This window comes from Methylomonas sp. PHL2-19, from assembly GCF_059331595.1.
The window spans coordinates 2,410,596-2,429,598 of sequence record NZ_CP196839.1 but is presented as its reverse complement, the minus strand read 5'-3'; the positions used below and the strand labels follow the sequence as shown (position 1 = coordinate 2,429,598).

Genomic DNA, 19,003 nt, shown 5'->3' with positions numbered 1-19,003 from the left:
TATTTAACAATATCAAAATGCTGCGCTAGGCTATCACGCAACCCTAACCTACCCTGAGAACTGCACATGCAAAAGCTAAAAGCACTGCACAGCGAAGACATCGCGCCAAGTACCGGAGCCGCATTAGCGGAGTATGACAAGTCGGCGTTTGAATTGGATAACCTCGGCGCCAGCCAAATCCTCAGTGATCGCTTATCGGATGCTCACGGCGACGACAAAGAATTACGCAGTTCAATACGCCTGCTCGGTTCGATCTTGACTAAAGTGCTCACCGCCCAAGCCAAACCGGAAGTAGCTACCGCCGTCGCGCAGTTGCAACGCAAGTTTGCCAGCTTGCTCCGAGAGGGCAGCGCCAACCGCCGCCGCCAGTTCATGGAGATTCTGGAAGGCCTGGATGCGGAAGAAATTGGTGAAGTGGTAAGGGTGTTTAACGGCTATTTCAGCCTGCTCAATATCGCCGAAGAATCGCATAACCTAACGTTGCGCCGACAAAATCAGACCGGCCGCTATTGGCCCGGCTCGTTTCATGACACGCTGATTAAACTACGCGACAGCGGCGTCAGTGCCGATAAATTACAGGTGTTATTGGACGAAATGCTGTATTTGCCGGTGATGACCGCTCACCCCACCGAAGCCAAACGCCGCACAGTCAAAAGCGCGTTGCGCAATGTCTTCCTTAGCCAGGAGGCCTTGGACGATCCACGCTTACGCAGCCAACAGCGCAGCGAGGCCTTGGACAAACTGCAAGCACAGATTCAATTGCTGTTAAAAACCGACGAAGTGCGCGCCCGTAAACTGGGCGTAGCCGACGAAATCGACGCCGGTTTGTTTTATTTTTCGCTATCGCTATTTCAGGCTACCACCTTGGTTTACCGGAACTTGCAACGGGCGCTTAGCGATGTATTCGGCGCCGACGTTGCCGGCCAAATCCGCATCCCCAGCTTCCTGCGTTTTGGCTCATGGATAGGCGGCGACCGCGACGGCAATCCAAATGTCAAGCCGGAAACCACCGAACTGGCCTTGCGCATGCAGGCGCAAACCATCATGCAGGAATATTTGGCGCGCCTGGATCAATTGCGCGGCCAGTTGTCGCATTCTTATGGACTTTGTGACTTGACGCCGGAATTTATTGACAGCCTGCACGCCGACCGCGCCCTGCTGGGCGCGGCAGTCACGGACTTGGAAAAGCCTTATTTGCAGGAACCTTACCGGCACAAACTGATATTGATGAAATATCGCATGCAATCCACCTTGCAGCGCGTGCAACAACAGTTACAGGGCCAAGCGGAACAAGCCAATCGCCTTGCCTATGCCAGCGTGGCCGAGTTTTTACACGATCTGCGCTTGATTGATGCATCCTTGCGCAGCCACGGCGACGCCAATATCGCCGAGCTGGAATTAGCCGATCTGATCCGCTTGGCCGACGTGTTCGACTTTCACTTGATGCAACTCGACGTGCGGCAAGAATCGACTCGCCACAGCGAAGCAGTCGCGGAAATTCTGGCAACCGCATTGAACATTGACTACCTGGCGCTGGACGAAGCGCAACGCATAGCATTGTTAGCAGAGGCGATTGCCGCACCGGGTGGTTTGATGTTCGACGCCGCCGCGCTGACGCCGGCCAACCGCGAAACCCTGGAGTTGTTTACCGTTATGGCGAAAATGCGCCGGGAAATAGGCCCGAACTGCTTTGGTAAATACGTAATTTCCATGACCCACTCGGCCAGTCATGTCTTGGAAGTCTTGCTGCTGGCGGCGCAAGCCGGCCTGGTCGGCAAAATCGGCGGGCATTGGCATTGCCATATCGGCGTCAGCCCCTTGTTTGAAACCATCGACGATTTAAATCGCATCTCCGAGGTACTGACCCAGCTATTCGATACCGAGTGCTATCGGGAATTGTTGCGGGTCAGCGATGACCGCCAGGAAATCATGCTGGGCTATTCGGACTCCTGCAAAGACGGCGGCATCCTGGCGTCGGCCTGGGGCTTATCGCGCGCGCAACGGCAAATTATTGCAATCAGCGAGCGTTACGGTTTGAAATGCCGATTATTCCATGGCCGCGGCGGCACTGTCGGTCGCGGCGGCGGCCCGACTCACGAAGCGATTCTGGCCCAGCCGCCCGACACCGTGCGCGGCCAGATCAAATTTACCGAGCAAGGCGAAGTGCTGTTTTATCGGTATAACAATATGGAAACGGCGGTCTACGAATTAACCATGGGCGTTACCGGCTTGCTGAAAGCCAGCGTCAGCCTGGTGCAAGCCGTCCCGGCGGATCATGCGGAAGATCTGGCAGTGATGGACGAATTGGCGCGGATCGGCGAGCAAAGTTATCGCGACCTGACCGAGCGCACTCCCGGCTTTTTGGATTATTTCTACGAAGCCACCCCGGTCGGCGAAATTGGCGGCTTGAACATCGGTTCGCGGCCTTCGCACCGCAAAAAACTGGATCGCTCGAAAAACTCGGTGCGAGCGATAGCCTGGGTATTCGCCTGGGCGCAATCGCGGCAGACGTTTCCGGCTTGGTACGGCATCGGTTTCAGCCTGGCCAGCTGGTGCGCCGGCAAGCCGGAGCGCCTGGAAACCCTGCGGCGGATGTATCGCGACTGGCCGTTTTTCCGCAACCTGCTGAGTAACGCGCAAATGGCTTTGAGTAAATCCGACATGAACATCGCCCGCGAATACGCGCAATTGTGCAACGACCCGGAAACCGGCAAACGGGTTTACAACCTGATAGCCGGCGAGCATCAACGCTGCGTGGAGTGGATACTGGAGATAGCCAACACTGACCATTTGCTGGCGGAAAATCCGGCTTTGGCCGCCTCCCTGCACCGCCGCGATGCTTATCTGGGGCCGCTAAACTATATCCAGGTTTTTTTGATCCGGCGGCTGCGGGAAATGAATACCGAGAATCCCGCGGACAGTCCGTGGATGAAACCCTTGTTGCGCAGTATCAATGCGATTGCCGCAGGTATGCGTAATACCGGCTGATGTTATTAGCCCGGCCCTGAAATTCCGGCGTCCTGAACGGGTCGAAGGACGCGCCCCCCCCCTGAAAAGGGGAAAGGGCTTTTCGGCAGACTCTAAAAGGGAGGAGAACCATGCAATACGCCTACGCATTGGCACACTGGTTTAGAGTAATCATCATTAACACCGGGCGCTGGCTGTTTGAAAACAAGCCTGCCATGGCAATCTTGACCCTGATATTTTTGTATAAATTTGGCGACACCTTGCTACCCTTTCTATGGCACATTGTGCACTTGGCCATTGAGGTGGTCGAGATGTTGTTCGAGCATTTTTTGGAACACGTGTTCGGGGTAACGCCCCGCCAAGCCGAATTCATCGTGTTCTGGTCCGGCCTAACGTTGCTCGGCACCGTCGTTTGGCGCTTGTCGTGCAAAGCTTACCTCGTGATCGCCCAGGGATGCGAAACTGCCTGGCTTAACTGGTGCGCCAAAGCCGGCCCGGCCAAATTACTTACCACATTAAAGGTTACACTTTTGCTGGGCATACTCGGCAAGACCATGCTGTTATTCGTTTAAACCGATAGGATTTCGTTACGTATGAGCATCAACGCCGGAAACAAGGAACACCCGCACAGAAAGCAGTCGACGCAAACCTTGCTGGGATTCTTATTCGACCTGCTGGAAATCCCCGGCCAAGCCCAAGGCATCCGCGAGCATTGGCTGGACTCAGTCAGTGACGACAGCCAGATAGCGCTGAGCCGCATCGGTGACCATTTGGGTTTGAATATGGAGAGCACGCTGCTTACGCCCATTGCAGCCGCCAACGCTTCATCCCCACATACGCCACTGCTCACCAGCCTCTCGGATGGCTGCGGCTGGCTAGTGTTGTGCGGATTTCGCGGCGGCAAAGTCAGAGTGGCCCTTGCTCAAGGCGAGGTGATCGAAGAGCGCTACGTCAAACCGACTGACATCGCCGCACTACTGGGCCGAAGCGACGCCGGCATCAGCGAGTGGCTTTTAGTGCAAGCCCAGGCGCCGCTGGAGAATGCCGTCAGCCAAGACCATCACAACCACATGCCGCCATTTAGCCGCTTGCTGGAGCTGTTACGCGCTGATCGCCACGATCTCTGGTTATTGTTGGGTTTGGCTTTGGGCTCCGGATTGTTGGCGCTGGCTTCGCCGGTGGCGGTGCAAGCGCTGGTCAATACCGTAGCGATGGGCGGTATGGGCCAACCTTTGATCGTATTGGCGACCATACTGTTTTTCTTTCTAAGCTTCGGCGGTGCGGTTTTTGTGCTGGAATCTTATCTAGTGGAGATCGTGCAGCGGCGGATTTTTGTACGGCTGGCCGCCGACTTGGCCTATCGCTTGCCCAGGGTGCGCAGCGATGCCTACGACAGTCAACACGGCGCGGAACTGGTCAATCGCTTTTTCGATGTATTGACCTTACAGAAAGCCGGCTCTGCACTGCTCTTGGACGGTTTGAGCACCGTGGTGCAAACTTGCGTCGGCTTAATCATGCTGGCTTTCTATCACCCCTTCCTGCTGGCCTTCGATGTGGTGTTGCTGTTATCTATCACGGCAATAATATTTTTGTTGGGCCGCGGCGCGGTCACCACGGCGATTCAGGAATCGATCAGCAAATATGCCTTGGTCGCCTGGTTGGAAAGCGTTGCCGGGAATATTCAAACCTTTAAATTCGGTAACGGTGCAGTAATGGCCGCCAACCGCACCGACCAACTCTCGCTGGACTATTTAACGGCCAAACGCCAGCATTACCGCGTGCTGCTGGGCCAAGTCATCGCCTCCGTGGCGCTGTACGCCATCGCCAGTACGGCCTTGTTGGCTATCGGCGGCTACTTGGTCATAGACGGCCATTTAACTTTGGGGCAATTGGTGGCGGCGGAACTGATCGTCTCGTCAGCTTTGCTAGCCTTGATCAAATTCGGCAAACACCTGGAAGGCTTTTACGACTTGATGGCCGGCACGGACAAGATCGGCCATTTGCTGGATTTGCCCTTAGAAGATTCGGCCGAGTTGGACGCAGAATTTAACGGTCCGGCGTCACTCACAATCAGCGGCTTAAAATTCGGCTTCGGCGCGCAGCGGCCATTATTCTCGGATTTTGCGCTGCACATTCAGCCTGGCGAAAAAGTCGCGATTTCAGGCGATCCCGGCAGCGGTAAAACCGCGCTGGTGTCGCTAATCAGCGGGATGCGGCAAGCACAAGCCGGCCGGATACAAATCAACGGCCAAACACTGGATGAATTGCGCCTGAGTACTTTGCGGCAAAACATCGCCGTCGTCAGCCGACTGGAGATTTTTCACGATAGCCTGCTGGAAAATATTAGGCTTGGCGATGCGAATCTGAGCGTTGCCGATGTCCAACGGGCCTTAGCCAAAGTCGGCTTAACCGACTTGGATTTGGATACCGTCATGAGTCCCGGCGGCTCGCCACTTGCCTACAGCCAAGCCATACAAGTCATGCTGGCAAGAGCCATCATCGCCCGGCCCACCTTGTTGATCGTGGATGGCATACTCGATGGCTTGGATAGCGGGTTACAGCAGCAGTTGGCATCAATACTATTGGCCGCAGACGCGCCCTGGACCCTATTGCTGCTGACCGGATCGAAAGAATTGGCCGCACTTTGCGGGCGCGAGATCACTTTGCCGGGAGCTGCCCATGACTGAGTTACATATTAGGCTGTCCGCGCTATCGGCGGCCCATACTCCTCGCCTGGTCAGCAGTTTAGCGCGCGCTTGCGTCTGGTTATTTCTGTTGACCCCTCCAGCCCTGCTGCTGACACCGTGGCAACAAAACATCAACGGTATCGGCCGGGTCTCCGCTTTTGCGCCGCTGGAACGCCAACAGAACTTGGATGCGCCGGTTTCCGGCCGTATCGTCAGTTGGCATGCTAAAGAAGGCGCCAAAGTGAAGGCCGGCGATTTGCTGATGGAAATCACCGACGTCGATCCGGAATTGCTGGAACGCTTACAACAACAACGCGCGGCAGCCGCCGCAAAATTGGCGGCCAAAGAAGACGAGCTGCGGGCCTATCGCCTGCAAATCGACAACTTGATTGCTACCCGCGATTTACAAGTGGCTACCGCGCAATACCGGCTGGATGTGGCAAGGCAACGTGCGCGCTCCGCCGGCGAAGCCATTGCCTCCGCCCGTGCCACGCTGGAAACGGCCAGCGTGCAAACCCAGCGTCTGCAACGCTTGATCGGCGACGGCTTGGTCTCGCAGCGCGATTACGAAGTGGCGCAACGCGACGGCATCGTCGCGCAACGCAGCTTAAACAGCGCCCAAGCCAGTCTGGAAGGCGCGTTGGCCGAACAACGCGCCGCCGAAGCGGAAATCGGCCGAATTCGCGCCGATGCCCAGGCCCGTATCGACTCGGCGACGGCGTCGGCTAACAAAACCCAAAGCGAACTGGAAGACAGCCGCAGCAGCCTGTTAAAGAGCGAAGTGGATGTTTCCCGCCAACAATCCCAACAAATCAGAGCGCCGCGCGACAGCAGCATCCTCAGGCTGCTGGCCAATCCGCAGAGCGACATTGTCAGACAGGGCGATCCCTTGCTGGTGTTGGTGCCTGATATGGATGTAAAAGCCGTGGAACTGTGGGTGGACGGCAACGATGCCGTATTGATCACCCCAGGCCGGCATGCACGTCTGCAATTCGAAGGCTGGCCGGCCTTGCAATTCGCCGGCTGGCCGGAAGTAGCCGTCGGCACCTTCGGTGGCTTAGTAGCCTTCGTGGACTCCACTGACGACGGCAAGGGTAAATTCCGGGTACTGATCGTGCCCGATCCCAACGACCGACCCTGGCCGACAGAACGCTTCGCCCGCCAAGGCGTCAGAGTAAAAGGCTGGGTGTTGTTGAACCGGGTAACGATGGCTTACGAATTGTGGCGGCAACTGAATGCCTTTCCGCCGCAAATGACTATGGAAGCGCCGGCGACCGATTTGGTCAGGCAAAAACTGAAATAAGCGCTTATGAATCGTTTCGCATCCCGTCAACACCCATCAGGGGCTACGGCCAAATACTTGCAAGCCTGCGGGCGGCATATCGGCGCACTCTTGCTGATACCTTTGCTAGCCAGTTGCGGACAATATCTCGACACCAGCCCCGACCGTAAACTGGTCAAGCGCGTCGAGGAGCGCCTGAAACCTGATGAGGGTTTACCGCTACCGGCCATTTCGCAACTGCCGCCGCAAACTGTGGAGCAGGCCTTGCCCAAGTTTAAGGAAGGCCGGCCCAAGTCAGCGACTATTCTGCCCCCTCCCAGCGCGACGAAGCCGGAATTACCCAAGGCAGCGCCGGAAGCGAGCAAGCAATTGTCCATCGCGGCGGTGCGCAGTATGGCTTTGGAAAATAACCTGGATTTAAAAATCGCCCAGGCCGATCCGAAAATCGCCGCCACCGCGGTCAGCGAAGAGCAAGCCAAGTTCGATGATTTAATCTTCGCCAAAGCCAAATACGGGAAGAAAAACACCCCGGCGCAAAATCTGGATGTCGTCAGCTTTACGCCGGTGGATCCCACTTCGCCGCTGAAAAATGAAATCGACAAACTCACCGCCGTGCCGCAGGAAACCGAGGTGCTGGATATGGAAGCCGGGATCGTGATTCCACTGCGTACCGGCGCGAAAATTACCGTCAGTTCACCGTTCGACGGCAAACGGCAGTTTCGCGGTGTCGCTTCGGACCAGTATCAAAATGCGCTGCGGTTTTCCATCAGCCAGCCCTTACTGCGCGACGCAGGGATTTCCAATAACGTCGCCGGCATCCGCATCGCCCGTTACGAACAACAAGCCGTCGACGTCAAAACCCGTCTGCAGGCGATTCGGGTGTTGGCAATGGTTGAGCGCGCGTATTGGAGCCTGTATGTGGCTTGGGGCGAATTAGATGTGCGCCGCCAGCAATACGAAAACGCCTCCAATAATCTGAGTATGGTCCGGAAGCGTGTGGCTGAAGGCTTGACCGCCAGCGTGGAAATCAACCGGGCCGAAATCGGCGTGGCCGAACGTCTGGAGTCTTTGATCATCGCCGAAACCAGCCTGAAAACCCGCCAGCGCCAACTGAAATTGTTATTAAACGCGCCGGGCCTGGATCTGGATTCACAAACGCTGCTGATTCCCGAGACCTCGCCGACCCTGCTGGAATTTAATCTGGACCGCGAGCAACTGGCGCAACGCGCGCTGGACGGCCGCCTGGAATTGCTGGAACTGGAGTTGAAGCTGGCCGCAGACTTGACCAAGATCGACTACCTCAGCAATCAAACCCTGCCAATGTTCATGCTGGATTACAACTACGCCGCACTGGGCCGCGACACGTCATCCTACGGTGGCGCTTTTGATCAGACCTTGAGCGGCAATTATTCGGATTGGTCGGTGGGCGTACGCATGGAAATCCCACTCAGCAACGAGCTGCGCCGTGCGCGTCTGGATCGAGCCGTGCAAGAACGCATGCAACGTCTGACGACGCAACAACTCAGGGAATTGAGTGTGCGCCGAGAAATCTACGACTCGCTGGATCAAATGAGCCAGAACTGGCAACGCATTTTAGCCACTCGGCAAAACGTGGTACTGGCCGGTTTGAATTACGACGCAGAACTGAAACAATTTAAAGAAGGCTTGCGGACCATGACCGAAGTACTGGAAACCCTAACCCGGCTCGGTGAAGCGCAATTACGCGAAGTGCGCGCCATCGGTGATTACCAAGTGTCGATGATAGACCTGGCGTTTGCCACCGGCACCTTACTCGGACATAGCCGAGTCGATTTGGGCCTAAGCGCCAGTGCTCAGTAAGCACTGTAGTGAGTGAATGTAAGCGATAAAAGCCGCGCGTTTATCGCTTACCGGTCTGATGTTGGAAAACGACGGTTAGTGATGGCAACCTGAACCGTGGATATGGCCGTGAGCCACTTCGTCGGCTGTGGCAGGTCTAACATCCATCACTTCCACGTCAAACGTCAAATCTTCACCGGCCAAAGGGTGGTTGCCGTCGATGGTGACATCGTCGCCGTCGATCTCGACGATGGTAATGATGCCTGGGCCGTGGCTGACATCGGCGTGGAACTGCATACCGATTTCAATATCCATCCCGTCGAACATTTTCTTGGAAACGACTTGAATCATTTCTTCGGAGACTTCGCCGTAGGCTTGATCGGCGGCGATGGTGACGTTGAATTTATCACCGGCTTGTTTGCCGTTTAACGCCGCTTCCAGACCCGCAATGATGTTGCCCGCGCCATGCAAATACAACAAGGGCTCTTCGCCTCTGGAACTGTCCAGCTGCTCCCCGTCTTGGTTGGTTAAGGTATAATGGATGGAAACAGCCGTTTTGTCTGTGATTTGCATATGCATCTTCGCTGGATGAAAAAAGCCGACATCATATAACCTTTTCCCCAAAAAAACATGTCATGCTGGCGACCGCCCCGCCCCAAATCTTCACCGTACATCACTGCCGAAGGCTATCGCAGCCTGGAAACCGAGTTGAAACAGCTCTGGGAGCGGCGCAAGGATGTCACCATTGCTTTATCAGCTGCGGCTGCGGAAGGCGATCGTAGCGAAAACGCAGAATATCAGTATAGGAAAAAAGAATTGCGGGAAATCGACCGACGCATTCATTATCTGCAAAAGCGCTTGCCGTCGTTGACTGTCGTGTCCGAGAAGCCGAGCAATCGCGATCAGGTATTTTTCGGTGCTTGGGTGACTTTGGAAACGATGGATGGACAGGAAATCACCTACCGCATCGTCGGTGCCGACGAAATCGATACTACGGGTGGTTTGATCAGCCTGGACTCGCCTTTAGCAAAAGCCTTATTGAAGAAGATGCTGGACGACGAAGTGACAATCCGCCATGCCGAACAGGAAACGCGGTATTACATTACTGCGATCCGTTATTGAGATGAGTACGCAAGCCGCCTTTACCCGGTTCAAGTGGTTCGTAATCATTATGCTGCTGACCGTTGTCGAAATCGGCCCCTTTCCGCTGATGGGTTTGACGCTGCTGTATGTTATCGCGTTCCGCCCACGCTGGTTCAAGGCATTGGTCGATCAGATCTATTCATGAGCTGCGCGCAATACCTGTTTGTCTACGGTACGCTGCGCAGAGACCCGGACGATCAAACTCAACACCCATTCCTAGACGATTGCGAGTACATAGGCCCTGCGTTTATATACGGCAATTTGTATGAAATCGATAATTATCCAGGCGCTGTAACCAGCGGCACAGCGCAGATCAAAGGTGAACTGTATTTACTTCGCGCCCCCGAACACACGCTGTCTGTATTGGATATTTACGAAGAATGCGCCACGCATTTTCCGCAGCCGCATGAATACATTCGCCGCCAAGTTTTAGTAGACCTGCCCGACAGACAAAGCGTTTGCGCTTGGACCTATCTTTACAACCGTCCGACGACCGGTCTGCAGCGCATCTTAAGCGGCGACTATCTTCATCATCTCAAGGACAAAATATGATCAGCATTATCCAGCGTGTCACCCAAGCCAAAGTCACGGTCAACGGCAGCGACATCGGCGTGATCGGCACCGGCATTATGGCGCTGGTGGCGGTCGAGAAAGCCGACACCCCCAAACAAGCGGACCGCTTGCTGGAGCGGATTTTGAATTACCGCATCTTTGCGGACGCGGACGACAAAATGAATCTGAGTCTGCGCGATATTCAAGGCGGCCTGCTACTGGTACCGCAATTTACCTTGGCGGCCAACACCGATACCGGCAACCGGCCCAGTTTTGCCTCGGCCGCGCCGCCGGCAATGGGCCGGGAATTATTCGCGTATTTGCAAAAGCGCGCGCTGGAGATTTACCCAAGCAGCCAGTTTGGCGAATTCGGCGCCGATATGAAAGTAGCGTTGATCAACGACGGCCCGGTGACTTTTACCTTACGTTGTCTGGAAAAGTAATCTGCATACCTTGTGGATTCGGGAATCACTGCCTGACCGCTCACCCGGTCGAATTACCAACCCGCCCTCAAATATAATCGCTCCCGCAAAGGCGCAAGCCCAGCCGCTAGAGTGGATTCGCCGTAAAATTTAACGGCTCCCGCCTTCGCGGGCGTGACAAACCCAAGGAAATTGAGAAACGGCTTGGCAATCACTGTCAAACCGGCGCGCTCGCCAATAAATTATTCTGTGTTAAATAACACAATTTTATTTGCCTAACGTGCACCTTACCCCTACAATTGCGCCTCCTTTATCACCCACAGAGAAATACTTATGAAAATTCAACATTTGCTAATCGCCTTAACCTTGCCGGCTTTGCTGACCCTGACAGGCTGCGAATCCGCAAAACCGGTCGAAGCAACTGCTGAGCCTGCGGTCGTGACACCTGTAACCGCTGCACCGGCTGAAACCGCTGCCCCCGCGCCAGCGGCGGCACCCGCCATGTCTCCGGAACATTGCGCTAAACATAAAGCCGATGCCGCAGCGCACAATTGCGTTGAACATTGCGCCAAACACAAAGATAAAAAAGGCAAAGCTTGCCTGAAACATTGTGCCGACAAAGCCGCAGCCGAACACGATTGCGCGAAACATTGCTCCGATCACCCAGGTGCTAAGGATAAAGTCTGCGCCCAACATTGCGCGCAAGATGCCCATGCCAGCGCCCACCAATGCGGTGCCGAGCATTGTGCCCATCACGAAGCCGCCGCTGCCGCCAATTGCAGCAGCCACCATTGTGCCCATCATCAAGGCGGCGCAGCCCATGATTGCAGTGCGGATCATTGCAAAAAGCACGGCGGCGACATGGCCGATTGCTGCGGCTCCGCGCATAAATGCGATAAATAATCTGTAATTTCAGATCCGATTGGGCCTCACTGCGGTCACCGCATCACCCGCAGTGAGGGCCCGATCAAACCAGTCCAGCCCGCTCGAAAAGCCCCCTACCGCCCTTCTTCACTCGGCTAGATCCAGCCTCTTCACTCTCTCCCATTTATTCTGTAGCCGACAAGCGCATCTTTTAGATTGCCGAATCGTTTACATCTGCGCTAAATTCTCAACCGGTGCCACGCCAGGCGGCCGGACATTTTTATTCAGCAACAGAGGAACTTATGGCCGAATCCAATCAAAATCCCGCTATCGCTGCAGCGATCATTGGTGTCATCGGCTCGATCAGCGTCGCTATCATCTCTAACTGGGATAAATTGACTGGACAACAAAAGACCGCCGAATCGCCGCCGACTCAGCAAACCGTGACGGCAATTTCTCCGCCGATTGCTCCGGCAAAACCGGCAGTAGTGGAGCCTGCGCCAGTCATCAACATCAGCGGCGACTGGTATAACCCCGCCGCGCCGACCGCAGGCGGCACCCACATCAACCAACAGAGCGACAGTTTTGAATTCCAGGGCTGGGGGATGTTGGCGCAAGGCGTGGGCTATACATCAAAAGGCAGTGGCAATCTGATCGGGCAAACCCTGACTTACGATTACACCGCACAATACCAAAACGGCTGGGTTTCGAAGGGCAATTGTACCGGCACGGTAACGCCGAACGGCGCGAAGATTACCGCAACCTGCACTGATACCATCATGGGTACCTACGTGTCGGCAGGCGTGCGGCAATAAGGCAGGACAAGGGGCAGACACAACCATCCCGGCAGTCTCCCCTTGAACTAAAACATCTAGCGAATGGCTAACAACGCTCTTAATACATCAACGCGGCTAATCATGCCGACAAACTGATCGTTTTGAAAAACCGGGAAACTCCTGGTCGGCGATTCCTGAAATTTGCTGGCGACATCCACCAGACTGGCATCGGCACTGACAAATTGCGGGTCTTTGCTCATGAACTCACCTACTTTTCCAGCCATGCTTTGGTTGTAAGCGGATTCGACAAACACCTTCATGCCGTCTTTTTCGGAAAATATCCCCACTAACTTACCGTGTTGGTCCACAACCGGCACGCTGGTTACTTTGTGGTCCAGCAAAATCTTAACAGCCTGAGAAATTTCGGTATCGGGGGTAACGGTAACGATTTTGGTCGACATGTAATCGACTACAGCTATTTTGGCTAGCATGGTGTACCTCCTGTTATTATTTTTTATTCTACGCTTGGACAGCCTCGGGACCGACCGGTTCGGCGGCCAGCTGACTTCTGTCCTATGCGATTATTATAAAAATTCCCCACACTAGCTAGCTTTATTATTCCAAAGCAGCAGCGACCGAAATACCGGGGGATTTCGGCGTCGGCCACCCATTCCGGGCTAACGGGTTAATGCTGAAGCCCCACCCGCAAACTCCTTGTAACGGCCATTTTCAGTAATGTAGGAATTTTCTGCCAGGCCGTTGGGATTTGCGTTCCCGGCCGTGCGGATACGACGACATTCAACGGCGGGCTTTGTAAGTTGCAAAATGACTATGCAACTCGCGTATCAGTCTAAACTTGTGAAACCGCACATTGACGTTTCTGCTGAAAATGGATACCGCTTATGCCTGATCGCCTTAGTAATCAGTCCGCACCTCAGGATTTTTCCTTACGCAAACTGTTGACCGTACTGACCGCCACGGTGGCTTTATTGCTGATAGTCGGCAATATGTTTGTGTGGCTTAGCCACGGCAAACTGGAAACAGCGGAAGCCGAAAAACAGCGTCTGATAAATGCGACGCTGGCATTTAAAAATGTTCGCTATCACGTCGTACAAATCCAGCAATTTCTCACCGATGCATCAGCGGTAGGCGAAGACGATTACAGCGATGCCTTGGCGGAAAAAAACGCCGCGCATGCGGAGTTGACGAGTTTACTGGCGATGATGCCGGACATGAGGCCAGCGATTCAAGACGCCGATAACGCCGTAAGTGCGCTTTATGCCACCGGCGAACGCATGGCGAACGCCTATTTTCAGCAAGGCCGTGAAGCCGGCAACCTGATCATGAAAGCGCCGGAAAATGGCTTCGACGCGGCTTCGGAAATTCTGGCCAACAAACTCAATCAGCTTGCCGGCAGCGTGGAACAGCAAGCCAACACCGCCTCACAGCAGCAAAATCAGATGCAGAGCCAGATGTTTACGGTCAGCGCCACGGTTGCCGGTCTGGCTTTACTATTGATCGTGTCAGCCAATATCTGGCTGACGCGAAAATTATTTAGCGTGTTGGGCGGCGAGCCCAGCTATGCGTCGAAAATTGCCGGCAGTATCGCCAAGGGCCAATTAGACATCAAAGTCGCCACTGAGAAAAACGATACCAACAGCCTATTGGCGACCATGAAGCTCATGGGCCAGGAACTAACCCGCCATATGCGCGAGATCAACGCGGTTAGCAAGCAAATCGGCCAATCTTCCTACCAAATATCCAATATTTCCGGCGGCATTTCCAATGCCAACCGCTCGGAACAAGCGAGATCGTCCGAGGTAAAAACCGCTACCGAACAATTACGTAGCACCACCGAAGAAGTCGAACGCTTTTCCGTTGAGATTCGCCACCGCACCCAGCAAACGCAAAACACGGCACATAAAGGCATTGTCGCCGTTAACGAAAATCTTGATGAAATGCGCAGGGTTGTGAAGGAAGTGGAAAACGCGGAAGCTAAAACCGTGGCGCTGCGCCAAGCTAATCGGCAAATTCAGGATATTACCATCACCATCCGCAACATCACCGAGCAAACCAATCTACTGGCCTTAAACGCGGCCATCGAAGCCGCCAGAGCCGGCGAATACGGCAGAGGCTTTGCGGTGGTAGCCGATGAAGTGCGGAAACTAGCGCAAAACGCTTCCGGCGCTACCGCCGAAATTGCCAGCATTATTGGCGAATTAACCAAAATCATTGAAGAAAATACTCTGGCGATGGGCTCCATCATCCAGACCACCAAACAGGGCATGGAAAAAGCCGAAACCACCAGTGTAGTCATCAACGAGATTGTGGGTCAGATAGCAGAAAATGCGGGTACGGCGCAGCAAATATCCCAGGTGTCCAAATATCAACTGGAGAACGTCAACCAATTGCAGACCCGAGTAGCAGCTTTATTCGACGCGCTGGGGCAGAACGAATCCAAAGTGCACATCACCCGGACCATCAGCGACGACCTTTACGTGGTGACCGAAAAAATGCGCACTATGCTGGAACACTTTAGCTTCGATGCGCAGTGGACGGCGACTCCCGCCGCCAACGAGAATCGTAAATTTCCGCGCAGCAGCCAATACTTGCTGGCCCATGTCGAAATCGCCGACTTGGTTCTCGACGGCGTCACTGCTGATTTCAGCATGTCCGGTGCCTGTTTGCGTCTGCCTGTGGAACTGCCCTGCCCGCTAAACAGCTCGATTGCTATTCAATTGCGTATTCCTTATGACAATATTCAGCAATATGAATCGCAACTACCGCTGGAACTGATGTGTAGCATCGTGTGGCACAAGCGTGTCGACGGCGAGCACCACTACGGGGTTAAATTCAACGAATTCATGCCGCCGGAAACCGCGCAGAGCTTAAAAGCCTGTTTTGCCTTTTTCAATCACTCCGCAACCTATTAACCACGGCTTGGAAATACTTGGCGCAAAAATTCAATCGAATTCGTTGCAGCATGGACATTTCCAATCCACATCCGCTGGCCGCGTCGGATGCACGTGATTCAGCAGTTTTTTCGAGCCGCCGAAATCATGATAGTTTTGGCAGACTTTTTCGAATGCGGCCTTGGGCGATGCGGCATAGCTAAACTTAAATTTGGGATACCTGCCGACATGCTGCTTCAAGCGGGCGTTTAGGTCGGTTTCCGAACGGCCGACGTATTTGACGACAAACTTATTGGTTTTTTGATTAATAATGCCCAAGGCATAATTACCTTCAGCGCTTTCGGTGATTAACTCGTTGATTTTGGCATTGCTCAAATCGTAAGCCCCTTGCATGTCAAGTGAAGCCATAGTTCCTCCAGTAGCGTCTCGCTATTCTTATAATCAAGTCGTAGGTCTGGCAAATATGCCTGATGACAGGATAATACTCTTATCTGGTCCAAGTATTACTTTAAATATTGCAAGTTCAGTCCGACGCCTTTGTAAGGCGCTGCAGACCGGACAGAATATAGCGCTTGGGATTAATGAATTTTACAGCCGCCCATAACCAGGAGCCGGGATGCAACGCTTGATATTGTCGGGATGTTTGATCAGTGTGGTTAGTTGGCTGCTGGCCTTCCCGGCGCACGGCACCGAATGGCAAGTCGGCCCGCAGCGCGCGCTTAAGCTGCCTAGCGCGGCTGCAAGACTGGCCAAAGACGGCGATGTCGTCAGCATTGATGCCGGACTCTATGAGGGCGACGTCGCCAGTTGGCCGCAGCAGCGCTTGACCATACGCGGACTGGCAGGCAGCGCTCACCTGGATGCGCTTGGCAATTCAGCGGAAGGCAAAGCGATCTGGGTACTAAAAGGTAATGACACGGTCGTTGAAAATATCGAACTTTCCGGGGCCAGCGCGCCGGCGCTGAACGGTGCCGGCATCCGCTTCGAAGGCACTCATCTGACTCTAAGAAACTGCCATTTCCATCACAACCAGATGGGCATCTTGACCGGCGTTAACCCTGACAGCGACATCCTGATCGAAAATTCGGAGTTTAACGACAACACCGTCGATTATCCGCGCTACGGTAAACTCGGCCATAACATCTACATTGGCAATATCCGCCGTTTTACCCTGCAAAATTCTTATATCCACGATGCCAGCACTGGCCATAACGTCAAATCGCGGGCCAGGGAAAACTATATTCTTTACAATCGCATCACGGACGAGCGTAACGGCTCCAGCTATTTGGTGGATTTACCGGATGGCGGTGCCGGCTATCTGATCGGAAATCTGTTTCATCAAAGTGAAAACACCGAAAATGCCGCAATGCTGGCTTTTGCCGCCGAACACAACCAAACCCAGCCGAATCAACAGCTTTATCTGGTCAACAATACCTTCGTCAACGATTACCCCGGCGGCTCGTTTCTGAATAATCACAGTATTGCCACTGCGATGTTAATCAACAATCTGTTGATAGGCGAAGCCACCGCCATGATTGGCCCAAACCAGGAAAACCACAACCTCAAAGCTAAGGCCAACGTGTTACTTGATCCGGCAAATTACGATTACCGCCTGAAACCTAATGCGCCGGCAATCGATCAGGGCATCTCCCCTGGATTCGCCGCCAACGGGATGCAGCTTAATCCGCAATTTGTCTATCGCCATCCGCGCGGCAGCGAAAAACGCCGCCAACAAGGACCGCTTGATGTGGGCGCCTACGAATTTATCGCCAAACAGCCCGATTAAACCTCAGCTGAACAAAGCCAAGGCCTTTTTCAACGTTGACCACACACCCCAACTGAGCGGGATCAGTACATAAAGCCAGAATACCGCCAACAGCCAGGGGCTGGAAGATTTGCCCGATTCGGAGTTATTCATAAAAAGTGCCCTGCCTTACTTAATGTTCGGCTTCGTCAGCCGGATAAATACCGTCCAGCTCGTCGAAATCGCCGTGTTTCATATGATGTTTCTCATGCACCGGGCGGATCGATAGATTGGCGATAAAACCCACCACCAATAGTCCGGCCATAATGTACATGGTGACGTTGTAGGCATCGGCCTTAGCCACGCCCTGGCCTATTTGATATTCGCGAATGTAATTCACCAACACCGGCCCCAACACGCCAGCGGTTGACCAAGCGGTTAATAAGCGGCCATGGATTCCGCCGACAAAGCGCGTGCCGAAAATATCCGCTAAATAAGCCGGAATCGTCGAAAAACCGCCGCCGTACATACTCATGATCAAGGCGTACAGCAACACGAACAGCGCCATATTGCCGCTCATACCCATGGTAGGTATGGTGGAATACAAGCCAGCGCCCACCGCGAAAAAAATAAAATAGGTGTTTTTACGCCCGAGATAATCCGACGCCGACGACCAAAAAAACCGCCCGCCCATATTGAACAAACTCAGCAAACCGACGAAACCGGCCGCCGAGGCCGGCGTTACCGAGCCTTTAAACATCTCCTGTATCATCACCGAAGCTTGCCCCAGCACACCGATACCGGCCGTCACATTCAGGCACAGTACCAGCCACAGCAAATAAAATTGCGGGGTTTTTAAAGCTTGGTCGATATGCACGTGCTTATCGGTGATCATTTTGTTTTGCACCAGCGGCGGCGTCCATCCCGCAGGCTGCCAATCAGGCGGCGGGATGCGGATGGTCAATGCACCTATCAGCATCGAACAAAAATACAGGCCGCCCATCACCAAAAATGTTTGCACTACGCCAACCGATTCGGCCGATTTAAACTGGTCCATCAGCAACACCGATAAGGGCGCGCCTATCATCGCCCCGCCGCCGAAACCCATGATAGCCATACCGGTCGCCATACCGCGCCGGTCGGGAAACCATTTGATCAACGTCGATACCGGCGACACATAGCCCAAACCCAAACCAATACCGCCAATCACCCCATAACCCAGATAAATCAGCCAAATTTCATGCAGGTGCACGCCCAGTGCGGAGATTAAAAAACCACCGCCAAAACAGCAAGCCGCAACGAACATCGTCAGGCGTGGCCCGACTTTTTCCAGCCATTTACCGCCGAACGCCGCCGACAACCCTAAAAACACAATCGCCAGGCTGAATATCCAGCCCAGCGTCGTCAGCTTCCAATCCTCCGGCGCGGAGGTACCGATGCCTATTACCCGAGTCAATGGATCGTTGAACACACTGAACGCATAGGCTTGGCCGATGCACAGATGCACCGATAAAGCCGCCGGCGGCACTAACCAACGGCTATAGCCGGGCTGCGCGACGCTATGTTGTTTGGAAAAAAATCCCGACATACTTGAATCCATTGTTTAACTAAATTTTTGATAGTGGCGTTTTACCGCAGCGCCGGCCCATGCGGCATTTTAGCATTGCCGGCCGGTGGGCTTTAAGTCCAATATCCGCGGACCTAAATCAGTACCAAGCCGGCGAAACAAGCCATATACCGCGAAACCGTCCATTTATCTAACATAGATTAATTAAAAAACTCAGCCCTTATGCCCTGCAACACCCGCCGTGTTGGGACTTCCGTTCCCGGCACACT

Annotated in this window: 18 protein-coding genes; 13 read left to right on the top strand and 5 right to left on the bottom strand. The window is 54.1% G+C overall.

Annotated elements, in window-relative coordinates:
- Positions 1 to 66: 66 nt before the first annotated feature.
- From ppc to ACR02O_RS11275, 5 genes are all read left to right on the top strand, one after another.
- The gene (ppc, locus tag ACR02O_RS11295; RefSeq protein WP_033156667.1) at positions 67 to 2,988 is read left to right on the top strand and encodes a phosphoenolpyruvate carboxylase; all 2,922 of its coding nucleotides are present in this window, start codon (positions 67 to 69) and stop codon (positions 2,986 to 2,988) included.
- A gap of 110 nt (positions 2,989 to 3,098) precedes the next feature.
- Complete coding sequence (locus ACR02O_RS11290) at positions 3,099 to 3,539, top strand: hypothetical protein (RefSeq protein WP_033156668.1); 441 nt, start codon at positions 3,099 to 3,101, stop codon at positions 3,537 to 3,539.
- Positions 3,540 to 3,560: 21 nt separating this feature from the next.
- The gene (locus ACR02O_RS11285) at positions 3,561 to 5,654 is read left to right on the top strand and encodes a peptidase domain-containing ABC transporter (RefSeq protein WP_319961398.1); all 2,094 of its coding nucleotides are present in this window, start codon (positions 3,561 to 3,563) and stop codon (positions 5,652 to 5,654) included.
- On the top strand, positions 5,647 to 6,957 hold the full coding sequence (locus ACR02O_RS11280) for an HlyD family secretion protein (protein ID WP_319961399.1): 1,311 nt from the start codon (positions 5,647 to 5,649) through the stop codon (positions 6,955 to 6,957). The genes ACR02O_RS11285 and ACR02O_RS11280 overlap by 8 nt, the downstream gene beginning before the upstream one ends.
- A 6-nt stretch (positions 6,958 to 6,963) precedes the next feature.
- Positions 6,964 to 8,775 carry a TolC family protein gene (locus tag ACR02O_RS11275; protein WP_319961400.1) on the top strand — a complete coding sequence of 604 codons (1,812 nt, stop codon included), beginning with the start codon at positions 6,964 to 6,966 and terminating at the stop codon, positions 8,773 to 8,775.
- 75 nt (positions 8,776 to 8,850) lie between these two features.
- Here the strand turns inward: ACR02O_RS11275 and ACR02O_RS11270 are convergent, their stop codons facing one another.
- The gene (locus tag ACR02O_RS11270) at positions 8,851 to 9,327 is read right to left on the bottom strand and encodes an FKBP-type peptidyl-prolyl cis-trans isomerase (RefSeq protein ID WP_171694881.1); all 477 of its coding nucleotides are present in this window, start codon (positions 9,325 to 9,327) and stop codon (positions 8,851 to 8,853) included.
- A 57-nt stretch (positions 9,328 to 9,384) separates the two neighbouring features.
- On the opposite strand from ACR02O_RS11270, the gene greB reads away from it, so the two are divergent.
- The 6 genes from greB (at position 9,385) to ACR02O_RS11240 (ending at position 12,550) form a co-directional block, all read left to right on the top strand.
- Positions 9,385 to 9,876 (top strand): transcription elongation factor GreB, encoded by a 492-nt coding sequence (gene greB, locus ACR02O_RS11265; RefSeq protein WP_494523406.1) that lies wholly within the window; start codon positions 9,385 to 9,387, stop codon positions 9,874 to 9,876.
- Between the two features lies 1 nt (position 9,877).
- Complete coding sequence (locus ACR02O_RS11260; protein ID WP_205453983.1) at positions 9,878 to 10,042, top strand: hypothetical protein; 165 nt, start codon at positions 9,878 to 9,880, stop codon at positions 10,040 to 10,042.
- The gene (locus ACR02O_RS11255; RefSeq protein ID WP_205453982.1) at positions 10,039 to 10,449 is read left to right on the top strand and encodes a gamma-glutamylcyclotransferase family protein; all 411 of its coding nucleotides are present in this window, start codon (positions 10,039 to 10,041) and stop codon (positions 10,447 to 10,449) included. Before ACR02O_RS11260 ends, ACR02O_RS11255 begins: the two co-directional genes overlap by 4 nt.
- Positions 10,446 to 10,892: a D-aminoacyl-tRNA deacylase gene (gene dtd, locus ACR02O_RS11250; protein ID WP_205453981.1), complete on the top strand. Its 447-nt coding sequence runs from the start codon at positions 10,446 to 10,448 to the stop codon at positions 10,890 to 10,892. Before ACR02O_RS11255 ends, dtd begins: the two co-directional genes overlap by 4 nt.
- 312 nt (positions 10,893 to 11,204) lie before the next feature.
- The gene (locus ACR02O_RS11245) at positions 11,205 to 11,774 is read left to right on the top strand and encodes a hypothetical protein (RefSeq protein WP_494523405.1); all 570 of its coding nucleotides are present in this window, start codon (positions 11,205 to 11,207) and stop codon (positions 11,772 to 11,774) included.
- Positions 11,775 to 12,037: 263 nt separating this feature from the next.
- Complete coding sequence (locus ACR02O_RS11240; protein ID WP_494523404.1) at positions 12,038 to 12,550, top strand: hypothetical protein; 513 nt, start codon at positions 12,038 to 12,040, stop codon at positions 12,548 to 12,550.
- A gap of 56 nt (positions 12,551 to 12,606) precedes the next feature.
- On the opposite strand, the gene ACR02O_RS11235 is transcribed toward ACR02O_RS11240, so the two are convergent.
- Positions 12,607 to 13,002, bottom strand: coding sequence for a CBS domain-containing protein (locus tag ACR02O_RS11235; protein ID WP_033156676.1), 396 nt, complete (start codon positions 13,000 to 13,002; stop codon positions 12,607 to 12,609).
- A 411-nt stretch (positions 13,003 to 13,413) separates the two neighbouring features.
- Between ACR02O_RS11235 and ACR02O_RS11230 the strand changes: the two genes are divergently transcribed.
- Positions 13,414 to 15,444, top strand: a complete 2,031-nt coding sequence (locus tag ACR02O_RS11230) for a methyl-accepting chemotaxis protein (RefSeq protein WP_458137181.1) — start codon at positions 13,414 to 13,416, stop codon at positions 15,442 to 15,444.
- Between the two features lie 30 nt (positions 15,445 to 15,474).
- On the opposite strand, the gene ACR02O_RS11225 is transcribed toward ACR02O_RS11230, so the two are convergent.
- The gene (locus ACR02O_RS11225) at positions 15,475 to 15,831 is read right to left on the bottom strand and encodes a hypothetical protein (RefSeq protein WP_101051892.1); all 357 of its coding nucleotides are present in this window, start codon (positions 15,829 to 15,831) and stop codon (positions 15,475 to 15,477) included.
- A gap of 208 nt (positions 15,832 to 16,039) precedes the next feature.
- On the opposite strand from ACR02O_RS11225, the gene ACR02O_RS11220 reads away from it, so the two are divergent.
- Entirely contained in the window at positions 16,040 to 17,209 is a 1,170-nt protein-coding gene (locus tag ACR02O_RS11220; protein WP_494523403.1) for a right-handed parallel beta-helix repeat-containing protein, read from the top strand.
- 3 nt (positions 17,210 to 17,212) lie between these two features.
- Here ACR02O_RS11220 and ACR02O_RS11215 read toward each other — a convergent pair whose 3' ends face one another.
- A complete protein-coding gene (locus ACR02O_RS11215; protein ID WP_256438971.1) occupies positions 17,213 to 17,341 on the bottom strand; it encodes an MFS transporter small subunit in 129 nt (42 codons plus the stop codon).
- 19 nt (positions 17,342 to 17,360) lie between these two features.
- Positions 17,361 to 18,755 (bottom strand): L-lactate MFS transporter, encoded by a 1,395-nt coding sequence (locus tag ACR02O_RS11210; protein WP_033156678.1) that lies wholly within the window; start codon positions 18,753 to 18,755, stop codon positions 17,361 to 17,363.
- Positions 18,756 to 19,003 lie beyond the last annotated feature (248 nt).

Coding starts and splice junctions, on each gene's coding strand:
- ppc (WP_033156667.1), top strand. CDS start 67: ATGCAAAAGCTAAAAGCACTGCACAGCGAAGACATCGCGCCAAGTACC.
- ACR02O_RS11290 (WP_033156668.1), top strand. CDS start 3,099: ATGCAATACGCCTACGCATTGGCACACTGGTTTAGAGTAATCATCATT.
- ACR02O_RS11285 (WP_319961398.1), top strand. CDS start 3,561: ATGAGCATCAACGCCGGAAACAAGGAACACCCGCACAGAAAGCAGTCG.
- ACR02O_RS11280 (WP_319961399.1), top strand. CDS start 5,647: ATGACTGAGTTACATATTAGGCTGTCCGCGCTATCGGCGGCCCATACT.
- ACR02O_RS11275 (WP_319961400.1), top strand. CDS start 6,964: ATGAATCGTTTCGCATCCCGTCAACACCCATCAGGGGCTACGGCCAAA.
- ACR02O_RS11270 (WP_171694881.1), bottom strand. CDS start 9,327: ATGCAAATCACAGACAAAACGGCTGTTTCCATCCATTATACCTTAACC.
- greB (WP_494523406.1), top strand. CDS start 9,385: ATGTCATGCTGGCGACCGCCCCGCCCCAAATCTTCACCGTACATCACT.
- ACR02O_RS11260 (WP_205453983.1), top strand. CDS start 9,878: ATGAGTACGCAAGCCGCCTTTACCCGGTTCAAGTGGTTCGTAATCATT.
- ACR02O_RS11255 (WP_205453982.1), top strand. CDS start 10,039: ATGAGCTGCGCGCAATACCTGTTTGTCTACGGTACGCTGCGCAGAGAC.
- dtd (WP_205453981.1), top strand. CDS start 10,446: ATGATCAGCATTATCCAGCGTGTCACCCAAGCCAAAGTCACGGTCAAC.
- ACR02O_RS11245 (WP_494523405.1), top strand. CDS start 11,205: ATGAAAATTCAACATTTGCTAATCGCCTTAACCTTGCCGGCTTTGCTG.
- ACR02O_RS11240 (WP_494523404.1), top strand. CDS start 12,038: ATGGCCGAATCCAATCAAAATCCCGCTATCGCTGCAGCGATCATTGGT.
- ACR02O_RS11235 (WP_033156676.1), bottom strand. CDS start 13,002: ATGCTAGCCAAAATAGCTGTAGTCGATTACATGTCGACCAAAATCGTT.
- ACR02O_RS11230 (WP_458137181.1), top strand. CDS start 13,414: ATGCCTGATCGCCTTAGTAATCAGTCCGCACCTCAGGATTTTTCCTTA.
- ACR02O_RS11225 (WP_101051892.1), bottom strand. CDS start 15,831: ATGGCTTCACTTGACATGCAAGGGGCTTACGATTTGAGCAATGCCAAA.
- ACR02O_RS11220 (WP_494523403.1), top strand. CDS start 16,040: ATGCAACGCTTGATATTGTCGGGATGTTTGATCAGTGTGGTTAGTTGG.
- ACR02O_RS11215 (WP_256438971.1), bottom strand. CDS start 17,341: ATGAATAACTCCGAATCGGGCAAATCTTCCAGCCCCTGGCTGTTGGCG.
- ACR02O_RS11210 (WP_033156678.1), bottom strand. CDS start 18,755: ATGTCGGGATTTTTTTCCAAACAACATAGCGTCGCGCAGCCCGGCTAT.